This window comes from Brevundimonas sp. EYE_349, assembly GCF_023147505.1.
Taxonomy (GTDB): Bacteria; Pseudomonadota; Alphaproteobacteria; order Caulobacterales; family Caulobacteraceae; genus Brevundimonas.
This window is the reverse complement of sequence record NZ_JAHXPB010000001.1, coordinates 282,500-304,926: the sequence shown is the minus strand read 5'-3', so window position 1 is coordinate 304,926 and position 22,427 is coordinate 282,500. Positions and strand designations below refer to the sequence as shown.

General features: G+C 66.3%; 22 protein-coding genes. 8 read left to right on the top strand and 14 right to left on the bottom strand.

Annotation, left to right across the window (positions count from 1 at the left end; all coding sequences use genetic code 11):
• Window positions 1-132 precede the first annotated feature (132 nt).
• Complete coding sequence (locus tag KZX42_RS01605) at window positions 133-2,244, top strand: hypothetical protein (RefSeq protein WP_248116445.1); 2,112 nt, start codon at window positions 133-135, stop codon at window positions 2,242-2,244.
• On the opposite strand, the gene KZX42_RS01600 is transcribed toward KZX42_RS01605, so the two are convergent.
• Window positions 2,241-3,056 (bottom strand): NAD(P)H-hydrate dehydratase, encoded by an 816-nt coding sequence (locus KZX42_RS01600; RefSeq protein ID WP_248116443.1) that lies wholly within the window; start codon window positions 3,054-3,056, stop codon window positions 2,241-2,243. The genes KZX42_RS01605 and KZX42_RS01600 overlap by 4 nt on opposite strands.
• A gap of 117 nt (window positions 3,057-3,173) precedes the next feature.
• Between KZX42_RS01600 and KZX42_RS01595 the strand changes: the two genes are divergently transcribed.
• Entirely contained in the window at window positions 3,174-3,512 is a 339-nt protein-coding gene (locus tag KZX42_RS01595; RefSeq protein WP_248116441.1) for a P-II family nitrogen regulator, read from the top strand.
• 83 nt (window positions 3,513-3,595) lie between these two features.
• A complete protein-coding gene (gene glnA, locus KZX42_RS01590; protein ID WP_248116439.1) occupies window positions 3,596-5,002 on the top strand; it encodes a type I glutamate--ammonia ligase in 1,407 nt (468 codons plus the stop codon).
• A gap of 108 nt (window positions 5,003-5,110) precedes the next feature.
• Here glnA and tatC read toward each other — a convergent pair whose 3' ends face one another.
• From tatC to KZX42_RS01575, 3 genes are read right to left on the bottom strand one after another with little or no spacing between them, the layout of a single operon-like run.
• Window positions 5,111-5,998 carry a twin-arginine translocase subunit TatC gene (tatC, locus tag KZX42_RS01585; RefSeq protein ID WP_248116437.1) on the bottom strand — a complete coding sequence of 296 codons (888 nt, stop codon included), beginning with the start codon at window positions 5,996-5,998 and terminating at the stop codon, window positions 5,111-5,113.
• Window positions 5,995-6,600, bottom strand: a complete 606-nt coding sequence (tatB, locus tag KZX42_RS01580; RefSeq protein WP_248116435.1) for a Sec-independent protein translocase protein TatB — start codon at window positions 6,598-6,600, stop codon at window positions 5,995-5,997. Before tatB ends, tatC begins: the two co-directional genes overlap by 4 nt.
• 23 nt (window positions 6,601-6,623) lie before the next feature.
• On the bottom strand, window positions 6,624-6,842 hold the full coding sequence (locus KZX42_RS01575) for a twin-arginine translocase TatA/TatE family subunit (RefSeq protein ID WP_248116433.1): 219 nt from the start codon (window positions 6,840-6,842) through the stop codon (window positions 6,624-6,626).
• A 111-nt stretch (window positions 6,843-6,953) separates the two neighbouring features.
• On the opposite strand from KZX42_RS01575, the gene rnhA reads away from it, so the two are divergent.
• Window positions 6,954-7,406: a ribonuclease HI gene (gene rnhA / locus KZX42_RS01570; protein WP_248116431.1), complete on the top strand. Its 453-nt coding sequence runs from the start codon at window positions 6,954-6,956 to the stop codon at window positions 7,404-7,406.
• A 189-nt stretch (window positions 7,407-7,595) separates the two neighbouring features.
• Here rnhA and KZX42_RS01565 read toward each other — a convergent pair whose 3' ends face one another.
• From KZX42_RS01565 to kdsA, 8 genes are all read right to left on the bottom strand, one after another.
• Window positions 7,596-7,976: a hypothetical protein gene (locus tag KZX42_RS01565; protein ID WP_248116429.1), complete on the bottom strand. Its 381-nt coding sequence runs from the start codon at window positions 7,974-7,976 to the stop codon at window positions 7,596-7,598.
• Entirely contained in the window at window positions 7,967-8,989 is a 1,023-nt protein-coding gene (locus tag KZX42_RS01560) for an MFS transporter (RefSeq protein ID WP_248116427.1), read from the bottom strand. The genes KZX42_RS01565 and KZX42_RS01560 overlap by 10 nt, the downstream gene beginning before the upstream one ends.
• Window positions 8,990-9,020: 31 nt before the next feature.
• Window positions 9,021-9,479: an NfeD family protein gene (locus KZX42_RS01555; RefSeq protein ID WP_248116425.1), complete on the bottom strand. Its 459-nt coding sequence runs from the start codon at window positions 9,477-9,479 to the stop codon at window positions 9,021-9,023.
• Window positions 9,480-9,498: 19 nt separating this feature from the next.
• Window positions 9,499-10,488, bottom strand: a complete 990-nt coding sequence (locus KZX42_RS01550) for an SPFH domain-containing protein (RefSeq protein WP_248116423.1) — start codon at window positions 10,486-10,488, stop codon at window positions 9,499-9,501.
• 73 nt (window positions 10,489-10,561) lie between these two features.
• Window positions 10,562-11,653 carry a DUF3089 domain-containing protein gene (locus tag KZX42_RS01545; RefSeq protein WP_248116421.1) on the bottom strand — a complete coding sequence of 364 codons (1,092 nt, stop codon included), beginning with the start codon at window positions 11,651-11,653 and terminating at the stop codon, window positions 10,562-10,564.
• Window positions 11,653-12,654, bottom strand: coding sequence for an ADP-glyceromanno-heptose 6-epimerase (rfaD, locus tag KZX42_RS01540; protein ID WP_248116419.1), 1,002 nt, complete (start codon window positions 12,652-12,654; stop codon window positions 11,653-11,655). Before rfaD ends, KZX42_RS01545 begins: the two co-directional genes overlap by 1 nt.
• Window positions 12,651-14,132: a D-glycero-beta-D-manno-heptose 1-phosphate adenylyltransferase gene (rfaE2, locus tag KZX42_RS01535; protein ID WP_248116416.1), complete on the bottom strand. Its 1,482-nt coding sequence runs from the start codon at window positions 14,130-14,132 to the stop codon at window positions 12,651-12,653. The genes rfaD and rfaE2 overlap by 4 nt, the downstream gene beginning before the upstream one ends.
• Window positions 14,133-14,150: 18 nt before the next feature.
• Window positions 14,151-15,047 (bottom strand): 3-deoxy-8-phosphooctulonate synthase, encoded by an 897-nt coding sequence (gene kdsA / locus KZX42_RS01530; protein ID WP_248116414.1) that lies wholly within the window; start codon window positions 15,045-15,047, stop codon window positions 14,151-14,153.
• A 92-nt stretch (window positions 15,048-15,139) separates the two neighbouring features.
• On the opposite strand from kdsA, the gene KZX42_RS01525 reads away from it, so the two are divergent.
• From KZX42_RS01525 to sseA, 3 genes are read left to right on the top strand one after another with little or no spacing between them, the layout of a single operon-like run.
• Window positions 15,140-16,594, top strand: a complete 1,455-nt coding sequence (locus KZX42_RS01525; protein WP_248116412.1) for a deoxyribodipyrimidine photo-lyase — start codon at window positions 15,140-15,142, stop codon at window positions 16,592-16,594.
• 31 nt (window positions 16,595-16,625) lie between these two features.
• A complete protein-coding gene (locus KZX42_RS01520) occupies window positions 16,626-17,846 on the top strand; it encodes a cyclopropane-fatty-acyl-phospholipid synthase family protein (RefSeq protein WP_248116410.1) in 1,221 nt (406 codons plus the stop codon).
• Window positions 17,843-18,667, top strand: coding sequence for a 3-mercaptopyruvate sulfurtransferase (sseA, locus tag KZX42_RS01515; protein WP_248116407.1), 825 nt, complete (start codon window positions 17,843-17,845; stop codon window positions 18,665-18,667). The genes KZX42_RS01520 and sseA overlap by 4 nt, the downstream gene beginning before the upstream one ends.
• Window positions 18,668-18,672: 5 nt before the next feature.
• On the opposite strand, the gene KZX42_RS01510 is transcribed toward sseA, so the two are convergent.
• Window positions 18,673-20,028, bottom strand: a complete 1,356-nt coding sequence (locus KZX42_RS01510; RefSeq protein ID WP_248116405.1) for a dicarboxylate/amino acid:cation symporter — start codon at window positions 20,026-20,028, stop codon at window positions 18,673-18,675.
• 33 nt (window positions 20,029-20,061) lie between these two features.
• On the bottom strand, window positions 20,062-21,153 hold the full coding sequence (locus KZX42_RS01505) for an amino acid ABC transporter substrate-binding protein (protein ID WP_248116404.1): 1,092 nt from the start codon (window positions 21,151-21,153) through the stop codon (window positions 20,062-20,064).
• Between the two features lie 78 nt (window positions 21,154-21,231).
• On the opposite strand from KZX42_RS01505, the gene metC reads away from it, so the two are divergent.
• Window positions 21,232-22,410: a cystathionine beta-lyase gene (metC, locus tag KZX42_RS01500; protein ID WP_248116403.1), complete on the top strand. Its 1,179-nt coding sequence runs from the start codon at window positions 21,232-21,234 to the stop codon at window positions 22,408-22,410.
• Window positions 22,411-22,427: the final 17 nt, after the last annotated feature.

Below are 22,427 nucleotides of genomic sequence, written 5' to 3'. Positions count from 1 at the left end.
GCCATCTTTCTGTTTTTCACCGACAATGCCAAGGCCGGACTGGCGTTGCGCCTACGACTCAGGGCTTTATGAGACAGGCTGACCGGCAGCCTCGCCCCCGTCGGCGGGATCGTCCTGCTCCAGAGCCGCGTATTGACCGACCAGACGCTGAAACTCGAAGACGACCAACGCCCCAGAAACGCCGGGGCGGCGATCACGATTCGCGAGTTGGCGACGCCTGTCTTCTATCACTGGCGCAAGGCGCTGATCGCGTTCCTGATCCCCGTTCTGCTGGCCCTGGCCGCCGCGACCCTGGCCCAACCGATCTACACCGCCCAGTCACGCCTGCTGATCCTGCTGGGCGACGACTATGTGTTTCGCCGCTCGGTGGGCGAAGACGCGACCGGCAATCCGCAGACCTTCGACCGCGCCCAGATCGTCCATGCCGAAATGGAAATCCTGGGCTCGCGTGAAATCCGCGAGAAGACCCTGACCGACATCGGCCTGACGCGCGTCTATCCCAAGGCGAAAGCCGGCCCGGCAGGCATGAACGCGGCTCTAGAGCAACTCGGCCGCGACCTGACGATCGAAAACGTACCCCAGTCCAACACCATCGAGGTGCGTCTGCGTCATAGCGATCCCAAGGTGGCGGCCGACTTCGTCAATCGCCTGGTTCAGAACTACATCGCCAGCCGCCGCGAAATATTCCAGCGCGCCGACAGCGCGGCCGTCAACGATCAGCAGCGCGGCCTGTCCGATCAACTGGCCGCAACCGAGGCCCAGATCGCCGACCTGTCGAACCGTTACGCCATCGGCGACTACGATCAGGAAATCCAAGGCGTGCAGTCGCAGCAGACCGCATTGACCGCTCAGTTGGCCGCTCAGGACCAGTTGATCGCCACCGCCGCCGCACGCGCCGACCGGCTGGCCCAGCAGTTGCGCAACGCCTCGGCCCAGATCGCGCTGAACACCGACGACACCCGCTCTCAACAGGTCACGGCCCTGACCGACAATCTGATGCTGCTGCGCGAGCGTCGTCGGGTCGCCGCCGCCCGCTATGCCGACGGCTATCCGCTCGTGGTCGAACTGGATCGTCAAATCACCGACCTTGAAACCCAGATCGCCGCCGCGCCCCCGTCGCAGACGACTCTGGTCCGCAGCGGCCCCAACCCCGTCAGCCAGCAGATCGAGACACAACTGGCCACCACACGCGGCGAACTGGCCGGTCTGCAGTCGGGACGCGCACAGCTGTCCGACGCCCTCGGCGCCGCGCGCAGCCGCCTGGCCAGTTTGGTCGAGATCGGGCCGCGTTATCGCGAGTTGACGCGCCAGCGCACCCTGACCGAAACCGCCTATCGCAGCGTTTCCGAGAACGCCGAGGATTCGCGGCTGCAAAGCTCAATCGCCGGCGCAAACGCCAATGTGCGTGTCATCGAGGCCGCCCAACCGCCGACCAAGGCCCGCACCGGCCGGCTGCTGATCCTGGCGGCAGGTCTGGTCGTCGGAAGCCTGGCGGCCCTGGCCGTCATCATCGTTTCGGCCGCCGCCTCGCCCGTCATACTGACCCCGCGCGATGCGGAGGTGCGTCTGCGCGCCCCGGTCCTGGCCACCGTGCCGCTGGGCGACGACGACGACAGCCCCCTGCCCCGCTGGCGCCCGCTGACGTCGCGGCTGACGGCGGATCAGGCGGCTTTGATCCTGCGGCGCTTGCGGGAAAACGCCGATGGCCAGGCCGCGCTAGCGGTGATCGGGCCAGAGGACGGCGTGGGCGTCACCAGCATCGCGCTGGACCTAGCGATGGCCTCGGCCTTCCGATCGGGTGTCGAGACCCTGCTGATCGACGCCGAACCGCGAGAGGACGCCAGCGTCGCCATGGCCATTCACGGCCTGGGCGGACGACTGACCAACATCCCCGACAGCCCCTATGTGTTGCGGGTCGAGGACAGTAATCTGTACGTCACCACGCCGATGACGCGCACCGGCTCGAACATTTCCGAGGCGCGCTGGCGCAACTTTGTCGATGGGGTTAAGGCGCGGTTCCCGGTGGTGATCGTGGACACGCCCTCGCTGCACCGATCCTCCGCCGCCCTGCTGCTTGCGCCGCTGACGGACCTGTCGCTGGTGGTGATCGAGGCGGAGGAGACGCGCACGGCCGTCGCCGCCAATCTGATTGAACGGGTCACGGCGGCGGGCGGGACGGTGGCGGGCGTCATCCTGAACATGCGCCGCTTCCACATCCCCCGCTTCATCTACACCCGCATCTAGCGCAGCGCCGCCAGGGCGCGGGGCAGGATCTCGCTGAGGTCGTCGGCGATCAGGCCCGGTCCGAACCGGTTCGCCGCATCGCTATGGATCCAGACCGCCGCCGAGGCCGCCTCGAAACTATCCATCCGCTGGGCCGTCAGGCCGCCGATGATCCCGGCCAGCACGTCTCCGCTGCCGGCGGTGGCCAGCCAGGGCGAGCCGTTTGGATTGAATCGCACCCGCCCGTCCGGCGCCGCGATCAGGGTCTGCGAGCCTTTCAGCACGATCACCGCCCGCGCTTGCTTGGCCGCCTCCGCCACGGCGGCCTCGCGTCCCTGTTTCAGCAGGCCAGGAAACAGCCGCTCGAACTCGCCCTCGTGCGGGGTCAGGATGTCGTCGCGGTCCAGCAAACCGATCAACTCGACCGTCCGTCCCTTGAAGACCGACAGGCCGTCGGCGTCGATCACCAGCACCGCCCCTGTCCCGGCCAGTGCATGGATGTTCGCCACGGTCGCCTCGTCGGCGCCGGCCGCCGGGCCGACCACGATCGCATCGGCGCTGCTCGCCTCGCGCCCCAGCGCCTCCGCCGAGGGGAAGGGCGTCAGCATGATCGCCTGAATGGCCGGAGCGATCACCGCTGCGGCATCGGGCGGGCAAAGGATTCGCACTACGCCCGCGCCCATCCGCAGTCCCGCCCGCGCCGCCAGCCGCGCCGCGCCCGTGTGATGCGCTCGACCCGACACCACCACTAAACGCCCCCGAGCATGTTTGTGCGTCTCTGCGCTCGGCCAGGGCAGAAAACTGCGCCATAGCGCGGGGTCGTTGGTCTGCATTGTCCGCCTTCCGATTATCCGTGGCTCTTCTGCGAAAACTGCTTGCTTTCAGCGCCCTTGGTGTGTCCCATTCAGGCCCGAGCGCCGCTGCATTTCGTGCGCCGCTCAGGGGTCGCCATGAAGAAGATCGAAGCCATCATCAAGCCCTTCAAGCTGGATGACGTCAAAGAGGCACTCCAGGATGTGGGCGTGCAAGGCATGACTGTGCTGGAGGCCAAGGGATATGGCCGCCAGAAGGGCCATTCCGAACTGTATCGCGGCGCCGAATACGTCATCGACTTCCTGCCCAAGATCAAGATCGAGGTTGTCGTCGCCGACGACATGGCGCCCGCCGTGGTCGAGGCTATTCAGACCTCTGCTCGCACGGGCAAGATCGGCGACGGCAAGATCTTCGTGTCCGACGTCGCCGAGGTGATCCGCATCCGAACCGGCGAAACGGGCGCACAGGCCGTCTGACGTTGACTACCCCTCCCCGGCCTCGGCCCTCGGGTCGTGGTCCGGTTTCCTCCCCAAACGATAAGAAAACAGGACTTCCGAGAATGAGCGCCAGCAAGATCCTCAAGGAGATCAAGGAAAAGGACGTCCAATATGTCGACGTCCGTTTCACCGACACGCGCGGCAGGCTGCAGCACGTCACCTTCGACGTCGATCTGGTCGACGAGGACTTCCTGACGGAAGGCACGATGTTCGATGGCTCGTCCATCGCCGGCTGGAAGGCCATCAACGAGTCCGACATGCTGCTGAAGCCGGACCTGACCACGGCCTACATCGATCCGTTCTACCAGCAGACCACGATGTTCCTGTTCTGCGACGTGCTGAACCCCGACACGGGCGAGCCCTATAACCGCGACAGCCGCTCCATGGCCAAGAAGGCGCTGTCCTATGTGCAGTCGTCGGGCGTGGGCGATCAGGTCTTCTTCGGCCCGGAAGCCGAGTTCTTCATCTTCGACGACGTGCGCTGGTCTACCCAGCCGCACGACACCGGCTACAGCTACGATTCGACGGAACTGCCCGCCAACACCGGCGCCGAATATGCCGAAGGCAATATGGGCCACCGCCCCGGACCCAAGGGCGGCTATTTCCCGGTCAATCCGGTCGATTCCGGCCAGGACCTGCGCGGCGAAATGCTGGGCGTCATGCGCGACCTGGGCCTGCAGCCCGAGAAGCACCACCACGAGGTGGCCCCGGCCCAGCACGAACTGGGTCTGAAGTTCTCCGACCTGCTGACCATGGCTGACCGCCTTCAGCTCTATAAGTACGTCATCCACAACGTGGCCCACGCCTACGGCAAGTCGGCGACCTTCATGGCCAAGCCGATGTTCGCCGACAACGGCTCGGGCATGCACGTTCACATGTCGATCTGGAAGGACGGCAAGCCCCAGTTCGCCGGCGACCAGTACGCCGGCCTGAGCCAAGAATGCCTGTGGTACATCGGCGGCATCATCAAGCACGCCAAGGCCATCAACGCCTTCGCCAACTCGACCACCAACTCCTACAAGCGTCTGGTGCCCGGCTACGAAGCCCCGGTGAAGCTGGCCTATTCGGCGCGCAACCGTTCGGCCTCCATCCGCATCCCACACGTCTCCTCGCCCAAGGCCAAGCGTCTGGAAGCCCGCTTCCCCGATCCGATGGGCAACCCCTATCTGACCTTCGTAGCCCTGCTGATGGCCGGCCTGGACGGCATCGAGAACCGCATCGATCCGGGCGCGCCCGCCGACAAGAACCTCTACGACCTGCCGCCGGAAGAGCGCGGCTCGATCCCCGAGGTCTGCGGCTCGCTGCGTGAAGCGCTGGAGAACTTGGACAAGGACCGCGCCTTCCTCAAAAAGGGCGGCGTCATGGATGACGACTTCATCGACAGCTACATCGAGCTGAAGATGGAAGAGGTGATGCGCCTGCAACTGCATCCGCACCCGGTCGAGTTCGACATGTACTACAGCTGCTGATCGCAGGATCGGCGTAAAAAGACGAAGGGCCGGGGATCGCTCCCCGGCCCTTTTTCATGTCTCGGATTGGCTGGGGAAACGCCACGCCCTCGCCGCTCTATCGGATCGTCAGGCCATCTCGGCTTCCAGCGCGTCGGCCTTCTTGCGGCGCAGTTCGATCAGCCGCACGCACCAGATCGAAACCTCGTAGAGCAGCACCATCGGCACGGCCAGCATCAGCTGGCTGATCGGATCAGGCGGGGTCACGACGGCGGCGACCACCACGACCGCGACGATGGCGTAGCGGCGGCCCGACGACATCAGCTTGGAATTGATCAGACCCGCCATCCCCAACAGGGTCATCACGACCGGCAGCTGGAAGCACAGGCCAAACGCCAGAAGCAGCGCCGTCACCAGGTTCAGATAGTCCGACACCTTGGGCAGCAGATTGGCCGCCACTCCGTCGCCCACGATCTGCTGGCTCAGCGAAAACCACATCACGAAGGGAAGCATGACGAAATAGACCAGCGCGGCCCCAAGCAGGAACAGCAAGGGCGCCGCCACCAGGAACGGCAGGAAGGCGCCGCGCTCGTTGCGATAAAGCCCCGGCGCGACGAAGCGGTACAACTGCCAGGCCAGTACGGGGAAGGCCACGAACACCGCGCCGAACCCGGCCAGCTTCATCTTGGTGAACAGGATTTCCAGCGGCGCCGTATAGATCAGATTGACCGTATGGCCGTTGACGTGCGGCAGGGGCTTCAGCCCGGCCGTGCCCAGGATCAGGTCCAGCGGCGAGACGTGACCATGTGGGCCGACCGACGAATAGAAGGCCTGGGCCGCCACGAACGGCTTGACCAGAAACAGATAGATCGGCTCGGAAAAGGCGAAACAGCCGATGAAGCCGACCGCAAAGGCGACGACGCAGATCAGAAGCCGCCGACGCAGCTCGATCAGATGGTCCATCAGAGGCGCCCGCGACGCCTCGATCTCGGCTTCGTCACGATCGGACAGGGTCAAAGATCGACAGCCTTCTTGCGCGCGCCCTTGGGCTTGGCGGCCTTGGCCGCAGCGGTCTTGACGGTCTTGGTCGCAGCCGGTCTGGCCGCCTTCGGTTTATCCGAGGCCGTCTTCGGCGCCTTGGTCTTGGCGACAGTCGGGGGCTTCGCCGCAGCCTTCTTCACAGTCGGCGTGCGCTTGGCCTCGGGTGCGAGAGCGGGTTCAGCGTTCACCGACGCGCCGACGTCCGGCCATTCGTCCGCCGCCGGCGTCATCACCGGCGCTTCGGGCACGGGCGCCGGCCGGGGCGTCGATGTCGTCGGCGCGGTCAGTCCGGCGTTGATGTCCTTGAACGCCGCGTCGGCCTCGGGCCCCAGCGGATACATCGCCCCCTGCCCGGTCCGCAGCGCCTCGACCTCCTTGCGCAGGTCGTCCAACTCGGACTGGCGCGCCATTTCGTCGAAGCTGGTGCGAAACTCATTGGCCATCGCGCGCGCCTTGGCCACCATCTGGCCGACGCGACGCATCAGGATCGGCAAATCCTTTGGTCCCACCACAAGCAGGGCCACGATGCCGATCACCACTAATTCGAAACCCCCCACTCCGGGGGCGAGCCCGCCCATGCGTCAACCCTTACAGATGACGGCTAGCGCTTCAGCTCTTCCTTTTCCGCCTCGGTGCGCGGCAGCGAGCTGACGCCCTCGTGCGGACCGTCCTTCTTGTCCTCGTCCTTCAGTCCGTCCTTGAAGGCGCGGATGCCCTTAGCGGCGTCGCCCATGATGCCGGACAGCTTGCCGCGCCCGCCGAACAGCAGGGCGACCACGACGATGACGATGGCCCAGTGCCAGATGCTCATGGAGCCCATGGCGTATTCTCCTCGCGGGGATCGGTCATCCGATCCCATCCACTCTTATTCGACCCGCATATAGGCGCAGTCATGGCGTCCCGCCAAGGGAGGCTGTAGGCCTGCGCGACCATGAGTCCCTCCGATCACGTCATCATCCACACCGACGGCGCCTGCAAGGGCAATCCCGGACCTGGCGGCTGGGGCGCCGTGCTTCAGGCAGGCGGCGGCCACGAAAAGGAACTCTGGGGCGGCGAGCCCAACACCACCAACAACCGGATGGAGCTGATGGCCGCCATCATGGCTCTGGAGGCCCTGAAACGGCCCTGTAAGGTCGAGCTGCATACCGACAGCAAGTATGTGATGCAGGGAATCACTGAATGGATGCGCGGCTGGAAGGCGCGCGGCTGGCTGACGGCGGACAAGAAGCCGGTCAAGAACGCCGACCTTTGGCAGCGACTGGACGCCGCCCGCACGCGCCACGACGTCAAATGGCGCTGGGTCAAGGGCCACGCCGGCCATGAGCTGAACGAGCGCGCGGACCAACTGGCGAATCGCGGCGTGGCGGAGCTGAAGGGCCGTTAGGTTCAACTGCACATCTGTGGGCCCAGGCCTGGTGGTCACTGCCGGGCTGTTTACAGCGAAGAACCTGGAACCCAGGGGCACGCCCGGACTGTTGGACAGACCTAAAGCCTGATGCACGACTTCCAGGTTTCGGATTCCGCCTTCGGACGCCCTTGGAATGACATTAGAAAGCTGAATGTGGATCGAACCTTAGACGACCTCGACTTCCTTTTCCGGCTCGGCCGGTCGGCGGCGGATGCGTGATCCGCTCATGACCGCGCCGAACAGGGCGGCTGTGGCGGCGATCTGGAAACCATGCCGCACGCCGCTCTGCGGCGCGGCCGACAGCAGAAAGGCCACGACCACGGCGCCCATCGACTGACCCAGGACGCGCGCGGTCCCCAGCGCCCCGCCCGCCGCACCAGCCCGCTCACGCGGGGCCTCCGACAACATGGCGCGATTGTTGGGCGACTGGAAGAAACCGAATCCAGCTCCGCACAGGGCCATGCGCCAGACGATGTCGAAATGCGACGATTCGGCGTCCAACAGGCTCAGCGCCATAAGCCCGCAGGCGAACAGCGTCAGCCCCACGGCCCCAGCACGCCGGCCGAATATCGGTCCGACAAGGCTCCGGCCAGCGGCGCGGCGAACATGGTCCCCAGCGGCCACGGCGTCATCAGCAGCCCCGTCTGCACCGCGCTTAGTCCAAGCGAGCCCTGCAGGAAGAAGGGCAAGGCAACGAAAGCCATCATCTGGGCGGTGAAGGAAATGATCGACGTCGCCACCGACAAGGCGAACATCGGTCGCGCCAGCAAATCGAGCGGGATCAACGGCGTCTTGCTGGGCTTCTCGTGTCGAACCAGCAGGACGCCCGCCGCCAGCCCAAGTCCCGTCAGGCCGAAGCCGAAGATGGACGCCTCGCCATGCGCAAGCGCTTGCATCCCGGTGATGACGAAGCCGAAGGCGGCCGCGCTCAACAGGGCGCCGACGATGTTCAGCCGTCGCTTGTGCAACGGATTGTGCGGCAAGGTGAACCCCGCCATCGACACCGCCAGGACGCCCAACGGAATGTTCAGCGCGAACAGCCAACGCCATTCGCCGACGCTGAGAATCGCGCTGGCGATGGTCGGGCCGGCCGCGGCGGCCATCGACACGATCACCGCATTGATACCGACGGCCCGCCCCAGCATTCGCTGCGGATAGGTGAAGCGCACCAGGGCGCCGTTCACGCTCATGATCCCGGCCGCGCCGAATCCCTGCAGAACCCGCGACAGGCTGAGGGTCAGGATCGAATCGGACAGGGCGCAGGCGATGGACGCCAGGGTGAAAACCGCCAGCCCGATCTGGGACACACGGCGATACCCCACGATCTCGCCCAGCGACGCCAGCGGCAGCAGGGCCACGACGATGGCGATCTGATAGGCGTTGACGATCCAGATCGAGGCTGCGGCCGACGCCTGCAGATCGCGGGCGATGGACGGCAGGGCGACGTTGGCGATGGCGCCGTCCAAGACAGCCAGGGTGATGCCCAGGCCGATGGACACGATGGCCCAATAGCGCCGAGGCGTGGGCAGGCCGTCGGCTGCGACATACTGGCTAGTCATCCCACGCCAACGCGGGCGACCGCGTAACGGTTCAGACGCTGGCCTGAACCGTCAGGCGAGAGCCGTCGACGCGCTTGACGACGACATCCTGCCCCTCTCCCGGCGCCTCGCCCTCGATCTCGGCTGACCATTCGGCGCCAGAGACGAAGACCCGGCCCCGTCCATCGACAAAGGCCTGGACCACCCTGGCCTTTTGGCCGATCAGGCGGCCGTCGCGGTCGTTGATGTCGGGACCGTCGGGATTGGCCTTGGCGATCAGTCGGCGCGACAGCAGGGTCGAGATCACGGTCAAGAGGGCGAACACCGCGACCTCGCCCGGCAGGCCCAGCCGCACGCCCGCCGCCGTCATCACCGCGACGACCCCGGCCGAGACTGCGGGCCACAGCAGCCACTCGGTCGAGAACATCGCCTCCACCGCAAGCAGCAGCACGCCAACAGCAAGCCAGATCCAGAACGGCTGGGCGACATAGAAATCGGCGAGCGCGGTCATCGATCAGCTTCCTAAGAAATCAGGCGGAGGGCGGGACGCTGCCTTGCGCGGGGCGACGCGGCGGCGCGGGGCGTGCGGGCGCGGCCGTGGGTCCGCTCTGCTGCTTGGCCAGGCCGACCATCTCGCCGATGCCGGCGATGGTGCCGACCAGGGCGCCCATTTCGGCGGGCACGATCACGGTGCGTTGCTGCGGGCTGCGGGCCAATTCGGCGAAGGCCTCAACGTATTTCTGCGCCACGAAATAGTTGATGGCGTTCACGTCGCCGCGCGCGATGGCTTCCGACACCATGGCGGTGGCGCGGGCCTCGGCCTCGGCCTCCCGCTCGCGGGCCTCGGCGTCGCGGAAGGCGGCTTCCTTGCGGCCCTCGGCCTGAAGAATGGCGGCCTGTTTGGCGCCCTCGGCGCGGGCGATGGCGGCGGACTTCTCGCCGTCGGCCTCGGTGATGACGGCGCGGCGCTCGCGTTCGGCCTTCATCTGGCGAGCCATGGCGTTGGTGATGTCTGTCGGCGGGGTCAGGTCCTTGATCTCGATGCGGTTGACCTTGACGCCCCAGGGCTCGGTGGCCGCATCGATGACGTGCAGCAGGCGGGTGTTGATGCTGTCGCGCTGGCTCAGAACCTCGTCCAGCTCCATCGAACCGACCACCGTCCGCAGGTTGGTCATGCATAGTTGCGAAATGGCGTAGGGCAGATCGTCGACGCGATAGGCGGCGCGCGCCGAGTCCATCACCTGGATGAAGACGATGCCATCCACCTTCACCATGGCGTTGTCTTTGGTGATGACCTCCTGGGTCGGGACGTCCAGCACCTGTTCCATCATGTTCATGCGACGGCCGACCCGCTCCACGAACGGCGTCAGGAAGCCGATGCCGGGGCTGAGGGTCTTGGTATATTTGCCGAAACGTTCGACCGTGAATTCACGGCCTTGCGGCACGATCTTGATCACGCTGATCAAGAGCACGATGGCCAGCAGCAGCACGACGCCGGCGAAGATGGTGGTCACGTCCATTCGGATCCTCCCTGAGGCGGCAAGCCTACCCGCTGCGCGCGAGCGGCGCTACAGAAACCGGCGGCCCTTGTTGTCAGGCGCCGTTTCGCCGCCGCCAGGCGCCGATCCGCGTCGCCACGTCGCGCTCTATATCGCCGTAAAACAGATTGTAGGGCTCGATCTTGCGCCGATCCGCCCAGCTTCCTCCGGCGGTCAGGAAATCGGCGTCAGGCGCGCTGTGCCACAGCAGGCCGCCGCGACATTCGGTCGAGATCAGCCGCCCGGTCAGGGCCGGCCGCGCGCCCCATTCCAGGCCGGTCGCGTTGGTTGCGCCGCTGTGCTGTCGCGCTTCGGCGCGCGGGTGGGCGGCGGCGCCGGTGACGGGATTGACGCAGATGGACGGGGTCTCCAAGCCTACCAGTTCGCCCCGGTCGTTCCACTCCAGGGCGCGACGAAGGGCGCGACGGGCAGCCGAATCATCGCCGTTCTGCACCGACATCCAGGCAACCAGACAGCCGGTCTGGTCGGCGGCGTCGCAGGGCGCGATGCGTCCATCGAACATCTCGCGGCTCACCAGCGTCTCGATCAAATAGGCGGCGGCCAGACGCGCCTTCAGCGCCGGATGCGCCTGCAGTTCCTCACGCACCAGACGGGCCGCCAGTTCGCCGCCCTGCTCCACCCCTGCAATGATGATGGGCCCGTTCGGATGGTTCTGCAGCCACAGATCGAAGGCCCGCTTCACGTCCCCATAGGCGAAGGCCCTGGCCTCGCGTGCGTCGTCGCGCAGCGTCAGCCGGGTATAGAGGCTGGCCTGTCGATACAGCGGCGCGCTGACCTTGGCCTCGCGCGCGAACGGCGACGCATAGTTCGGCAGCACCACGCGGCGCATATAGGCGTTCGCCCGCGCGTCATCGATGGCCCCGTTCCAGCCCGAACCGCCATCGAACGTCGTCGGCATGACGAAGAACACCGAGGCCTGATCCGACCTTCCGTCGTCCTGCAACGCCCAGGACAGGGCCGAACGATAGTCCGGCTCGGCCGGCGGCTCATAGGTCTGGAACGGCACCTGCGGGTCCAGTCCAGCCCGCAGGATATCGCCGCTCCAGACGGCGACGGCGGCGGTCATCACGAAGACGGCGGCGAACCCCGCATAGCCGACCCACTGCCTGAAGGTCAGCCGGCGCATCAGCGGTACGGGTCGGCCGTCGACAGGAAGTTCTGCACGTAGCGTCGTACACCCTCTTCCAACGGCGTGGACTGCCCCTGGAAGCCGGCGGCGCGAATGCGGTCCATGCGCGCTTCCGTGAAATACTGGTAGCGATCCCGGATCGAGACCGGCGTATCGACATAGTCGATGGACGGGGCCTTGCCCGCGGCGGCGAATGTCGCCCTGGCCAGGTCCGCGAACGAACGCGCCTGTCCCGACCCGGCGTTGAACACGCCCGAAACCTCAGGCGATTGCAGCAGGAATTCGATGATGTCGACCACGTCGTCGACATAGACGAAGTCGCGCATCTGGCCCCCGTCCGAATAATTCGGATTATGCGAGCGGAACAGGGTCACGGCCTCACCTGCCTGCACCTTGGGCCAGATCTGGGCCACCACCGACTTCATACCGCCCTTGTGTCCCTCGTTCGGGCCATAGACGTTGAAGAACTTGAGCCCGGCCCACTGACGCGGCGCCTGGCCTCGGTCCGCCTGGCGCGCCGCATACTGGTCGAACAGCATCTTCGAATAGCCATAGGCGTTTAGCGGCCGAAGCTGAGACAGTGACTCCGCATCGTCATCGTCGTTGAACCCCGTCTCTCCGTCGCCATAGGTCGCCGCCGACGAGGCGTAGATCATCCGCGCGTCACGGATGGCGCACCAATCCCACAGGTCGCGCGACAGGGTGAAGTTGGTCCGCAGGATCAGGTCCGCATCCGGCTCCGTCGTTGAAGAGATCGCGCCCATATGGACGACGGCCTCGATCCGCTCGGCGTGGCGTTCCAGCTGTTCGAACAGCTCTTCGGGCGACCAGAAGTCGGCGATAGGATGTTTGGCCAGGTTCTTCCACTTGGCCAGATCGGCCGTTTCCAGGCGATCGCAGACCACGACGTCATAGGCCGTCTCGGCCGTCAGGCGCGCCACGATGTTGGAGCCGATAAATCCGGCGCCGCCGGTCACCACGATCATGCGCGGGGTCATTGCTCTTGTCCTGTCGCCGGCGCGGCCGGGGCGCCGGTTGTCATCTTCTCTATGGTCCGCGTGGTCGAGAAGCCGTCCTTGAAATCGGCCAGCTTGACCTCTCCGCCCCAGCTTTCAACCAGATCGCCGCCCACTACGCCTTCGCGCGTATAGTCCGAACCCTTGATCAGGACATCAGGGCGTAGTCTTTCGATCAGCGCCAGCGGCGTCGGATCGTCGAAGCTGGTCACGCGATCCACGCTGGCCAGGCCGCCGATGACGACCGCGCGGCTGTCCAGGTCGTTGACCGGCCGTCCCTCGCCCTTCAATCGCCGGACGGAGGCGTCTGTGTTCAGCGCCACCACCAGCCGGTCGCACCAACTGCGCGCCTGGGCCAGATAGGCGACATGGCCCCGGTGAAGAATGTCGAAACAGCCGTTGGTGAAGCCGACCTTCAGCCCCTGACGCCGCCACGTCTCGACGTCGGCGTCCAGCTCGTCCAGCGGCGTGACCTTGGCGACGGCGGCGCTGGCGTGCTGGCTCACCTCGGCCTCGATCAGCTCTGCCGGCGTAACCACGGCGGTCCCCGCCTTGCCGACCACCACGCCCGAGGCCAGGATGGCGAACTGCACCGCCGTTTCCAACGAAGCGCCCGCGCCCAGCGCCAGGCCGATGGCGGCCAGACCCGTGTCGCCGGCCCCGGACACGTCGAACACCTCGCGCGCCCGGCCGGGGAAATGCTTCACCGGCGCGCCCCGCCGGGCCAGGCTCATGCCCTTGCCGGCGCGCGTGACGATGACGGCCTTGGCGGTGGTGGCGGCCAGCAGGGCGTCGAGCGCCGCCTCCACCTCCGCGTCCGTTCCAACCGGCAGGCCCGTCGCCGCCGCCAGCTCCGAAGCGTTGGGCTTGATGACGTCCACAGCGCCGTAACGGGCGAAGTCGCGCCCTTTTGGATCGACCACGACAGGCGCGCCCGATCCCTTGGCCGCCTTCAGGGCCGCAGCGATCAAGGCGTCGCCTACGACGCCTTTCGCATAGTCTGACAACAAATAGACAGACGCTTCGGAAAACGCGTCGGAATCCTCTACCCTGGCCGGCGCCGCCTCATCGTCCAGCCGCAGCAGTTGCTGCCCCGCCGAGACGAACCGCGTCTTGACGATCGTCACAGCCCCGGGAGGCCTGACCAACACGTCTTCGATGCCGGCTTCGGCGTCGATCAAAGCGGTCAACTCCGCCCCCGCCGCATCGTCTCCGACCACGGCGCCCAGACGCGCAACGCCGCCCAGCGCGGCGATGTTGCGCGCCACATTGCCCACGCCGCCAGGCATGGCGACGGTGCGCGCGGTCCGCAGCACTGGGATCGGCGCTTCGGGCGAAATGCGGCTGACTTCGCCATAGACGTAGCGATCCAGCATCAGATCGCCGACGCAGGCGATCTTGAGACCGCGAACGCGCTCCAGCAGGCTCTGCAGGGCGGCCAGATCCAGGGTGTCAGACATCCGCACGACCTAAAGGATTCACGCCGCCCGCGCCACCGGCGCCTTGGCTCCCAGCTTGATGGCCAGGTCGTCGAAGGCGATCAGTTGCGCGGCCAGGGCCTCGAACTGACCCAGCGGCACCATGTTCGGGCCGTCCGAGGGCGCGTGGTCGGGATCGGGATGGGTCTCGATGAAGACGGCGTCCACGCCCACCGAGACGGCGGCGCGCGCCAAAACCGGCACGAATTCGCGCTGACCGCCCGACGACGTGCCCTGTCCACCTGGTTGCTGGACGCTGTGGGTCGCGTCGAACACGACCGGGCAGCCGATGTCGCGCAACACCGGCAGCGCCCGCATGTCGCTGACCAGGGTGTTGTAGCCGAAGCTGGCGCCGCGTTCGCAGGCCATGACGTTCGGATTGCCCGCGCCGACGACCTTGGCGATGACATTCTTCATGTCCCACGGGGCCAGGAACTGACCCTTCTTGATGTTGATCGCCTTGCCCGTGGCGGCGGCGGCCAGCAGCAGATCGGTCTGGCGGCTTAGGAAGGCGGGGATTTGCAGCACGTCCACCACCTCGCCCACCGGCCCGCACTGGGCCTCGGAATGGACGTCGGTCAGGGTCGGCAGGCCGGTGACATCGCGAATCTCGGCGAAGATCGGCAGAGCGTCCTTCAGGCCAATCCCGCGCGCCGCGCTGGCGCTGGTGCGGTTCGCCTTGTCGAAGCTGGTTTTGTAGATGATGCCCGCGTTCAGCCGCTCGCCGATTTCCTTCAGTTGGTGCGCCGTTTCCAGCGCGTGCTGGCGGCTTTCCATCTGGCACGGTCCCGCGATGAAGGCGATTCGTGCGCCGCCGCCGATGACGACAGGCGTCCGAAGACCTTCGGACAACGTAATGACAGCGTTGGGTCGGCTCACGGGTACGGCTTTCTGCATTTAGAGGGTCTGCGTGCGTGACTGCCGCAAACCTGAGGCCATCAGTTGGCGCTCGTCGGCGATGGGCGCAAGTTATCACGGAGTTCGCCTGCTTGGCCAATAAGCCTGTCATTCTCTGGTTCAGGCGCGATCTGCGGCTTCAGGACAATCCAGCCCTTAACCATGCGGCCGGGACGGGTCGGCCCATCCTGCCGATCTTCATTCTGGACGACCATTACGACCGGCCTATCGGCGCGGCGTCGCAATGGTGGCTCAACAAGTCCCTTCGCGCCCTGGACGCCACGCTGAAGGATCGCGGAACGCGCCTGATCCTGCGCCGTGGCCGCGCTGCGGCCGTCTTGCAGGCCTTGATCGCGGAAACCGGCTCCGACGCCGTATTCCTGAACCGCCTGTTCGAGCCGGAAGCCTTCGAACAGGACGCGGAGATCGCCCATGCCTTGAAGGCCAACGGCGTCGAATGCCGGGGTTTCAACGGAACTCTGATGTGTCGGCCGGGCGCCGTTCTGAACGGATCGGGCAACCCGTACAAGGTCTTCACCCCCTTTCTTAAAACGCTGCTTTCGACGTCGGAGCCGCCCCCGCACACGACAGGTCCACGGCGAATCGAGACGCCCGAGCGGATCGCCAGCGACGATTTGGACGACTGGGGCCTGCATCCAACATCCCCCGACTGGTCCGGCGGCTTCGACTGGACCCCGGGCGAGGCGGGCGCGTTGGAGGCGCTGTCGACCTTCCTTGCCGGCGGCTTGGCGACCTATACGAAGGATCGGGACTTTCCCGACCGTCCCGCATCCAGCCGCCTTTCCCCGCATCTGCACTGGGGCGAGATCAGTCCGTGGCGCGCCATCGAACGCGCCCGCCAGGCCGCCGAGGTCGGCAAGGCCTCACCCGCCGAGGCTGAAAAGTTCGTCGCCGAAGTCGGCTGGCGCGAGTTTTCGGCCCATCTGCTGCATCAGTTCCCCTACATCGTCGATCGCGCCTTCCGGCCCGAATACGACGCCATGCCGTGGCGCAACGACCCAAAAGGTCTACAGGCTTGGCGATGCGGCCGAACCGGCTATCCGCTCGTGGACGCCGGGATGCGCCAACTTTGGACCACCGGCTGGCTGCACAATCGCGTGCGAATGATCGTCGCCTCCTTCTTGATCAAACATCTGCTGATCGACTGGCGCGAAGGCGAGGCCTGGTTCTGGGATACTCTGGTGGACGCCGACCTGGCCAGCAATGTGCAGAACTGGCAGTGGGTCGCGGGTTCGGGCGCCGACGCTTCGCCCTATTTCCGCATCTTCAATCCCATGGCCCAGAGCGAGAAGTTCGATCCTAAAGGCGGCTATGTGCGTCGCTGGGTTCCCGAACTGGCCCGCCTGCCCGACCGCTGGCTTCACGCCCCTTGGACGGCGCCGGCCGAGGTGCTGCGCGATGCGGGGGTGCGTCTGGGCCACGACTATCCCAGACCCATCGTCGAGCACGAGAAGGCCCGCGCCCGCGCGCTCGACGCTCTAAAAACCGTCACCGGTCGCGGCGACGATCCAAGCGATCGCGATTGACCGACATGTCCTCCAAGCCGAAAGTCTATGCATGAGCGTCGCCAGCGCCGATCTCGAAACCGTCTTCCGCCAGACCCCTCGCGTGTTTGCGATGATGCTGCGCCTGCTGGCCAGGAACTGGACCTTCGGCCGGTTGACCGTCCAACTGCCGAACGGCGAGGTGCATGTCCTGCAGGGCGACCGGCCGGGGCCCTGCGGCATTCTGAACGTCAAGGACTACCGCTTCGCCCGCCGCGTCCTTGCCGCCGGCGACATCGGGTTCGCCGAGGCCTATATGGCCGGCGAATGGGACAGCCCGCACCTGGCCTCCCTGCTGGAGACGCTGGTCGACAACTACGATCACATCCGCCGCCTATTCGACGGCAACTGGCTGATGATGGCGGTCAACTGGCTGTCTCATCGCAGCAACCGCAACAGCCGCGCCGGGTCCAAAAAGAATATCCACGCCCACTACGACCTGGGCAACACCTTCTACGCCAGTTGGCTGGACGGCTCGATGACCTATTCCTCGGCTCGCTTCGGCCGTGCGGGCGAACCGCTTGAGGCCGCCCAACGCGAGAAATACGCCGCCCTGGCCCGGATGATGGACATAAGGCCCGGCATGACCGTGCTGGAGATCGGCTGCGGCTGGGGAGGCTTCGCCGAGTTCGTGGCGCGCGACATCGGCGCCAGGGTCACGGGCATCACGATTTCAAAGGAGCAGCACGACTTCGCCAAGGCCCGACTGTCGAACGCCGGGCTGTCGGAACGCGCCGACATCCGGTTGATCGACTATCGCGACGTTCAGGGCCGCTTCGACCGTGTCGCCTCCATCGAGATGTTCGAGGCGGTCGGCAAGGAATACTGGCCCGCCTATTTCGGCAAGATTCATGATGTCCTGACCCCTAACGGCGTGGCGGGCCTTCAAATCATCACCATCCAGGACGCCCTGTTCGACGAATACAACGCCCGCACCGACTTCATCCAGAAATACGTTTTCCCCGGCGGAATGCTGCCGTCCGAAGAGCGTCTCGCTCCGGTGACAAAGGCTGCAGGCCTGACCTGGCAGGCGGTGGAGCGGTTCGGGAAAGACTACGCCGAAACGCTCAAGCTCTGGGACGAGCGGTTCCAGGCGGCATGGAGCGACATCAGCCGCATGCGCGGTTTCGATGAACGTTTCCGACGTCTATGGCGCTTCTACCTGGCCTATTGCGAGGCGGGTTTTCGCTCGGCCCGCACCGATGTGATCCAACTGACCCTGGCGCGCGCATGAGCTTTCTGATCTCGGTCGAGGACCTGGCGGACCGGCTGGGCCAGCCCAATCTGCGGATCGTGGACGCCAGCTGGCATCTGGACGGCCGCGACGCGCGCGCCGATTTCCAGCAGGCGCATATTCCGGGGGCCGTCTTCTTCGACCTGGACGCCGTGTCGGACCGCGACAGCCCCCTACCCCATATGATGCCTACGCCAACGGCCTTCGCCGAAGCGGTCGGCGCGCTGGGCGTGGCGGCGGACGACCTGATCGTGATCTATGACACGGCTGGTCTGTTCTCGGCGGCCCGCGTCTGGTGGATGTTCAGGACCATGGGCGCGCGCGACGTGCGGGTTCTGGATGGCGGCCTGCCGGTGTGGCGATCTCGTGGGTTTGCGCTGGAGCAAGGCGACGCTGCCGCCCAGCCCGCCGCGTTCGATGCAATCGAGGCGCCATCCGCCGTCGCCGGGCTGAACGATGTTCGAGACGCGCTTAAGGGGGACGCTCAGGTCATCGACGCGCGGAGCGCGGGCCGGTTCGCGGGCAAGGCGGCCGAACCACGCCCTGGCGTTCGCAGCGGCCATATGCCGGGCGCTCTCAACCTGCCCTTCGGCCAATTGCTCGATTCAGACGGCAAGATGAAGCCCGGTGACGCCCTGGCCCAAGCCTTCGTCGACGCCGGGGTGGATCTGGCCCGGCCCGCGATCACCACCTGCGGCTCTGGCGTGACCGCCGCCGTTCTGACGTTGGGCCTAGCCGAACTGGGCCGGCCGTCGCGCCTGTACGATGGCTCCTGGTCGGAATGGGGCGGGCGCATGGACACGCCCGTCCAAACCGACTGATCCCTTCAGGCCGTTTCGTGTGTCAGGCCGCGTCGAGCCGCGCCAGGCAGGCCCTCCGCTGCGTTCAGGTCTTGTGCGTCCGAGGTATCGACCTCGCCGCGCGACACAACGGTCGCCAGCACCAGATCGCCGGTCACGTTCAGCGTGGTGCGGCACATGTCCAGGAAACGGTCCACGCCCAGGATAAGGCCGATGCCTTCGGGCGGCACCTTCACCATCACCAGGATCATGGCCACCACCGGCAGGGAGCCGGCCGGCACGCCCGCCGTCCCTACGCCGCCTAGAATGCAGACCAGCATCACCACCACCTGCTGGGTGATCGTCAGGTCGATGCCGAAGAACTGGGCCAGGAACAGCACCGTCACCCCCTCGAACAGGGCCGTGCCGTTCTGGTTGGCGGTGGCGCCCACGGTCAGGACGAAGCGGGCGATCTTGCGCGGCAGCTTCAGCTGCTCCTCCGCCGCCTTCAGCGACACGGGCAGCGAGGCGTTGGATGAGGCGGTCGAGAAGGCCACCACCATCGGTTCGCGCACGCCCTTGAAGAAGGCGATAGGCGAACGCCCGGCCAGCAGCCAGATCACCAGCGGATAGACCACGAACATATGGATCGCCATCGCACCTACGGCGACGCCGACGAAGGCCGCCAGCCGGACCAGCAGATCCCACCCGAACAGGGCCGCCAGGTTGAACATCAGGCATGCGATGGCCAGCGGAGCCAGTTTGATGAACAGGTTGATCAGGGTCATGGAGACCTCGAAAATCCCCTGGATCACCTCCTGCAGCCGATCCGTCGCCGGGCTCTTGGCCATGACCAGGCCGATGCCGAAGAACAGGGCGAAGACCATCAGCGGCAGGATGGCGTTCTCCGCCGCCGCGGTGACCGCATTGGACGGCACAAGGTCCAGGAAGAAGTCGCCCAGCTGGATCGAACTGTCGCGACCGGTCTGAACGATGCTGGCCGCCCCGTCCTTGCCCTGGGCCAGCAGTTGCTGCGCCACCGCCGGATCGACCCCGCGACCGGGCTGGAAGACATTGACCATCACCAGGCCGATGACCACGGCGATGCTGGACACCACGATGGTCAGCAACAGGGTCTTGATGCCCGCGCGGCCCAGGGCGCTGAGGTCGCCCATCTCGGCCACCCCGACCACAAGGGCCGAGAACAGCAGCGGGATCACCATCATGAACAGCAGGCGCAGGAATATCTGACCGATCGGTCCAGTCACATTGTCCGTCAGCCAGACGACCCAAGCCGTATCGGCGCCGACGGCCAGATTGACCAAAAGCCCCCCGACCAATCCCACGGAAAAGCCGATCAGCATCAGCCAATGCAGCGCGAGGCCGCGTTTCGTCTCGGTCATATTTCCCCCAGGAAGCAATGCTGCTTTCGGCGCTTATCGGATCGGCAGCCCATAGATCAAGCCGGCTGGACGCGCGTTCCATTGTGCGTTCAAACCGCGGTCCAGGTCGAGCGCCGATTGCGAACCCAGATTCCGCTCGAAGATCTCGCCATAGTTCCCAACCGCCGAGACCGCATCCCTGGCCCAGGCCTTGGACAGCCCCAACATCGGGCCGAAATCGCCCTCCGCGCCCAGCAATCGCCGCACACGCGGGTCGCTCGCGGTCTTGGCCAGGTCGTCGGCGCCCTCGCGCGTCACGCCCAGTTCCTCAGCCAGCATCAAGGCGTTCAGCGTCCATCGCACGGTCGCGGCCCAGCGCTCGTCGCCTACCTTTAGCACCGGCCCCAGCGGCTCCTTGGACGCCACGTCCGACAGGATCACATGTTCGGTGGGGTTGCTCAGCACTGTACGCGCCGCGGCCAGAGCCGAGATATCCGCGCTGAAGGCGTCGCAATCCTCGCGGTTGTAGGCGTCGCGCGCCGCCTCTTCGGTATCGAAGACCACAGGCCGGTATTCGATGCCGCGCGATCCGAAATAGTCGGCGGCGTTGGCTTGGGAGGTCGAACCGGACTGAACGCAAACTCGCGCCCCCGTCAGCTCCGTCGCGCTGTTCAGCTTCAGCGAGCGCCGGACCAGGAAACCCTGACCGTCGTAATAGTTGACGCCCGCGAAGACAAAGCCCTCCCCCGCGTCACGGGTCATCGTCCATGACGAGTTACGCCACAGCACGTCGATCCGCCCGTCGTTCAGGGCGGCGAACCGGTCGGCGGCCGACAGCGGCACGAACCGCACTGCATTAGCGTCGCCCAGCACCGCCGCAGCCGTCGCGCGGCAGAAGTCCACGTCGAACCCACGCCACTGGCCCCGATTGTCGGTATAGGCGAAGCCGACCAGCCCCTGGTGAACGCCGCAGTTCAGTCGCCCGCGACGCTTGATCGCCTTCACGGTCGGGCTTTCAGGCAGGGCGGCGGGGCCGCTCGCTGAAGGCGCCGCGGCGGTTTCGGGGGCGGCGGGCGACGCATCCTGGCGTCCACAGCCGGCGGCCAGCAGCACCACGGCCATCGTCCCGATCATCCAGCACCGCATCGCGTTTGGTCCCTCGCCGCTTGCGCCCATGCAGGCTTTAGAGGCCTTTAGGCCCTGAACCGCAACCATGGATTCCCCATGCCGACGCATTCGGACCGCACCCGCCTGATCGCCTCCGCCACGCGCCGGGGTGAGGGCCGCCGCCCCGTCAATCCGCCGCTGGAACGCGCCTCAACAATGCTCAGCGACGCCGCCGCCGTCATGCGCGACGAAACGGAAGGTCCGACCTACGGCCTGTCGGGAACCAACGCGGCGCGTCAGCTGCGTCGCGCCCTGGCCGACCTTGAAGGCGCCGACGAAGCCTTTCTGGTCCCTTCGGGTCTGGCGGCGGTCACCGTTCCGCTTCTAGCCCTGTTGCGACCCGGCGACGAGGTGGTGACGACCGACGCCCTCTATGGCCCCACGCGACGTTTCCTCAGCCGCTATCAGGCCGCGCGCGACGTCACGACCCGCTTCCTTCCGGCCGACGCCGATGCGGCGACCATAATCGCGGCGGTGGGCGACCGGACGCGCCTTGTGCTGATGGAATCGCCCGCGTCCCTGACCTTTGACATGGTCGATGCGGCGGCGGTGGCGGCTAGCTGTCGCGCGCGGGGCGTGCTGACCATCATGGACAACACCTGGGCGGCGGGCCTGGCCTATCGTCCCCTCGCCCAGGGCGTCGATGTCAGCGTCCAGGCCGTGACGAAATATGTCGGCGGCCATTCCGACGTCTTGATGGGCGGCATCGCCGTCAACGCCCCCGCCTGCCGCCGCGCCATCGCCGACGCCATCGAGGATCTGGGCTGGCACGTCTCGCCCGACGACGCCTGGCTGGCGCTAAGGGGCCTTCGCACCCTCCCGCTGCGCTATGCCGAACAGGCGCGTTCGGCCCTGAGGGTCGCCGAGTGGCTTCAGGCCCGCCCCGAGATTTCGCGCGTTCTCTATCCGCCCCTGCCCGGCGCGGCCGGTCATGACCTCTGGACCCGCGACTTCACCGGCGCCGCCTCCCTGATGAGCGTGGTGATGAAGGGCGGCGACCCGGCGGCGGGCGAGGCCTTTCTGGACGCCTTGACCCTGTTCGGCCTGGGCTATTCCTGGGGTGGGTTCGAAAGCCTGATCACGCATGAGACGCACCAGATGGCCTATCGCGCCCATCCTCCGAAGCTTGAGGGTGAACTGATCCGGCTGCACATCGGGCTGGAGGACCCGGCCGACCTGATCGCCGATCTGGAGGTCGGCCTGGGCGCCTTCCGCGCCGCGCTCACCCTTCCTTAAGCGCGACAACGGACTGT

Coding starts and splice junctions, on each gene's coding strand:
- tatB (WP_248116435.1), bottom strand. CDS start 6,600: ATGGGCGGGCTCGCCCCCGGAGTGGGGGGTTTCGAATTAGTGGTGATC.
- KZX42_RS01510 (WP_248116405.1), bottom strand. CDS start 20,028: ATGACCGAGACGAAACGCGGCCTCGCGCTGCATTGGCTGATGCTGATC.
- KZX42_RS01560 (WP_248116427.1), bottom strand. CDS start 8,989: ATGACTAGCCAGTATGTCGCAGCCGACGGCCTGCCCACGCCTCGGCGC.
- metC (WP_248116403.1), top strand. CDS start 21,232: ATGCCGACGCATTCGGACCGCACCCGCCTGATCGCCTCCGCCACGCGC.
- KZX42_RS01555 (WP_248116425.1), bottom strand. CDS start 9,479: ATGACCGCGCTCGCCGATTTCTATGTCGCCCAGCCGTTCTGGATCTGG.
- KZX42_RS01520 (WP_248116410.1), top strand. CDS start 16,626: ATGAGCGTCGCCAGCGCCGATCTCGAAACCGTCTTCCGCCAGACCCCT.
- glnA (WP_248116439.1), top strand. CDS start 3,596: ATGAGCGCCAGCAAGATCCTCAAGGAGATCAAGGAAAAGGACGTCCAA.
- rfaE2 (WP_248116416.1), bottom strand. CDS start 14,132: ATGTCTGACACCCTGGATCTGGCCGCCCTGCAGAGCCTGCTGGAGCGC.
- KZX42_RS01545 (WP_248116421.1), bottom strand. CDS start 11,653: ATGCGCCGGCTGACCTTCAGGCAGTGGGTCGGCTATGCGGGGTTCGCC.
- rnhA (WP_248116431.1), top strand. CDS start 6,954: ATGAGTCCCTCCGATCACGTCATCATCCACACCGACGGCGCCTGCAAG.
- KZX42_RS01595 (WP_248116441.1), top strand. CDS start 3,174: ATGAAGAAGATCGAAGCCATCATCAAGCCCTTCAAGCTGGATGACGTC.
- rfaD (WP_248116419.1), bottom strand. CDS start 12,654: ATGACCCCGCGCATGATCGTGGTGACCGGCGGCGCCGGATTTATCGGC.
- KZX42_RS01575 (WP_248116433.1), bottom strand. CDS start 6,842: ATGGGCTCCATGAGCATCTGGCACTGGGCCATCGTCATCGTCGTGGTC.
- sseA (WP_248116407.1), top strand. CDS start 17,843: ATGAGCTTTCTGATCTCGGTCGAGGACCTGGCGGACCGGCTGGGCCAG.
- KZX42_RS01550 (WP_248116423.1), bottom strand. CDS start 10,488: ATGGACGTGACCACCATCTTCGCCGGCGTCGTGCTGCTGCTGGCCATC.
- kdsA (WP_248116414.1), bottom strand. CDS start 15,047: ATGCAGAAAGCCGTACCCGTGAGCCGACCCAACGCTGTCATTACGTTG.
- KZX42_RS01600 (WP_248116443.1), bottom strand. CDS start 3,056: ATGCAGACCAACGACCCCGCGCTATGGCGCAGTTTTCTGCCCTGGCCG.
- KZX42_RS01505 (WP_248116404.1), bottom strand. CDS start 21,153: ATGCGGTGCTGGATGATCGGGACGATGGCCGTGGTGCTGCTGGCCGCC.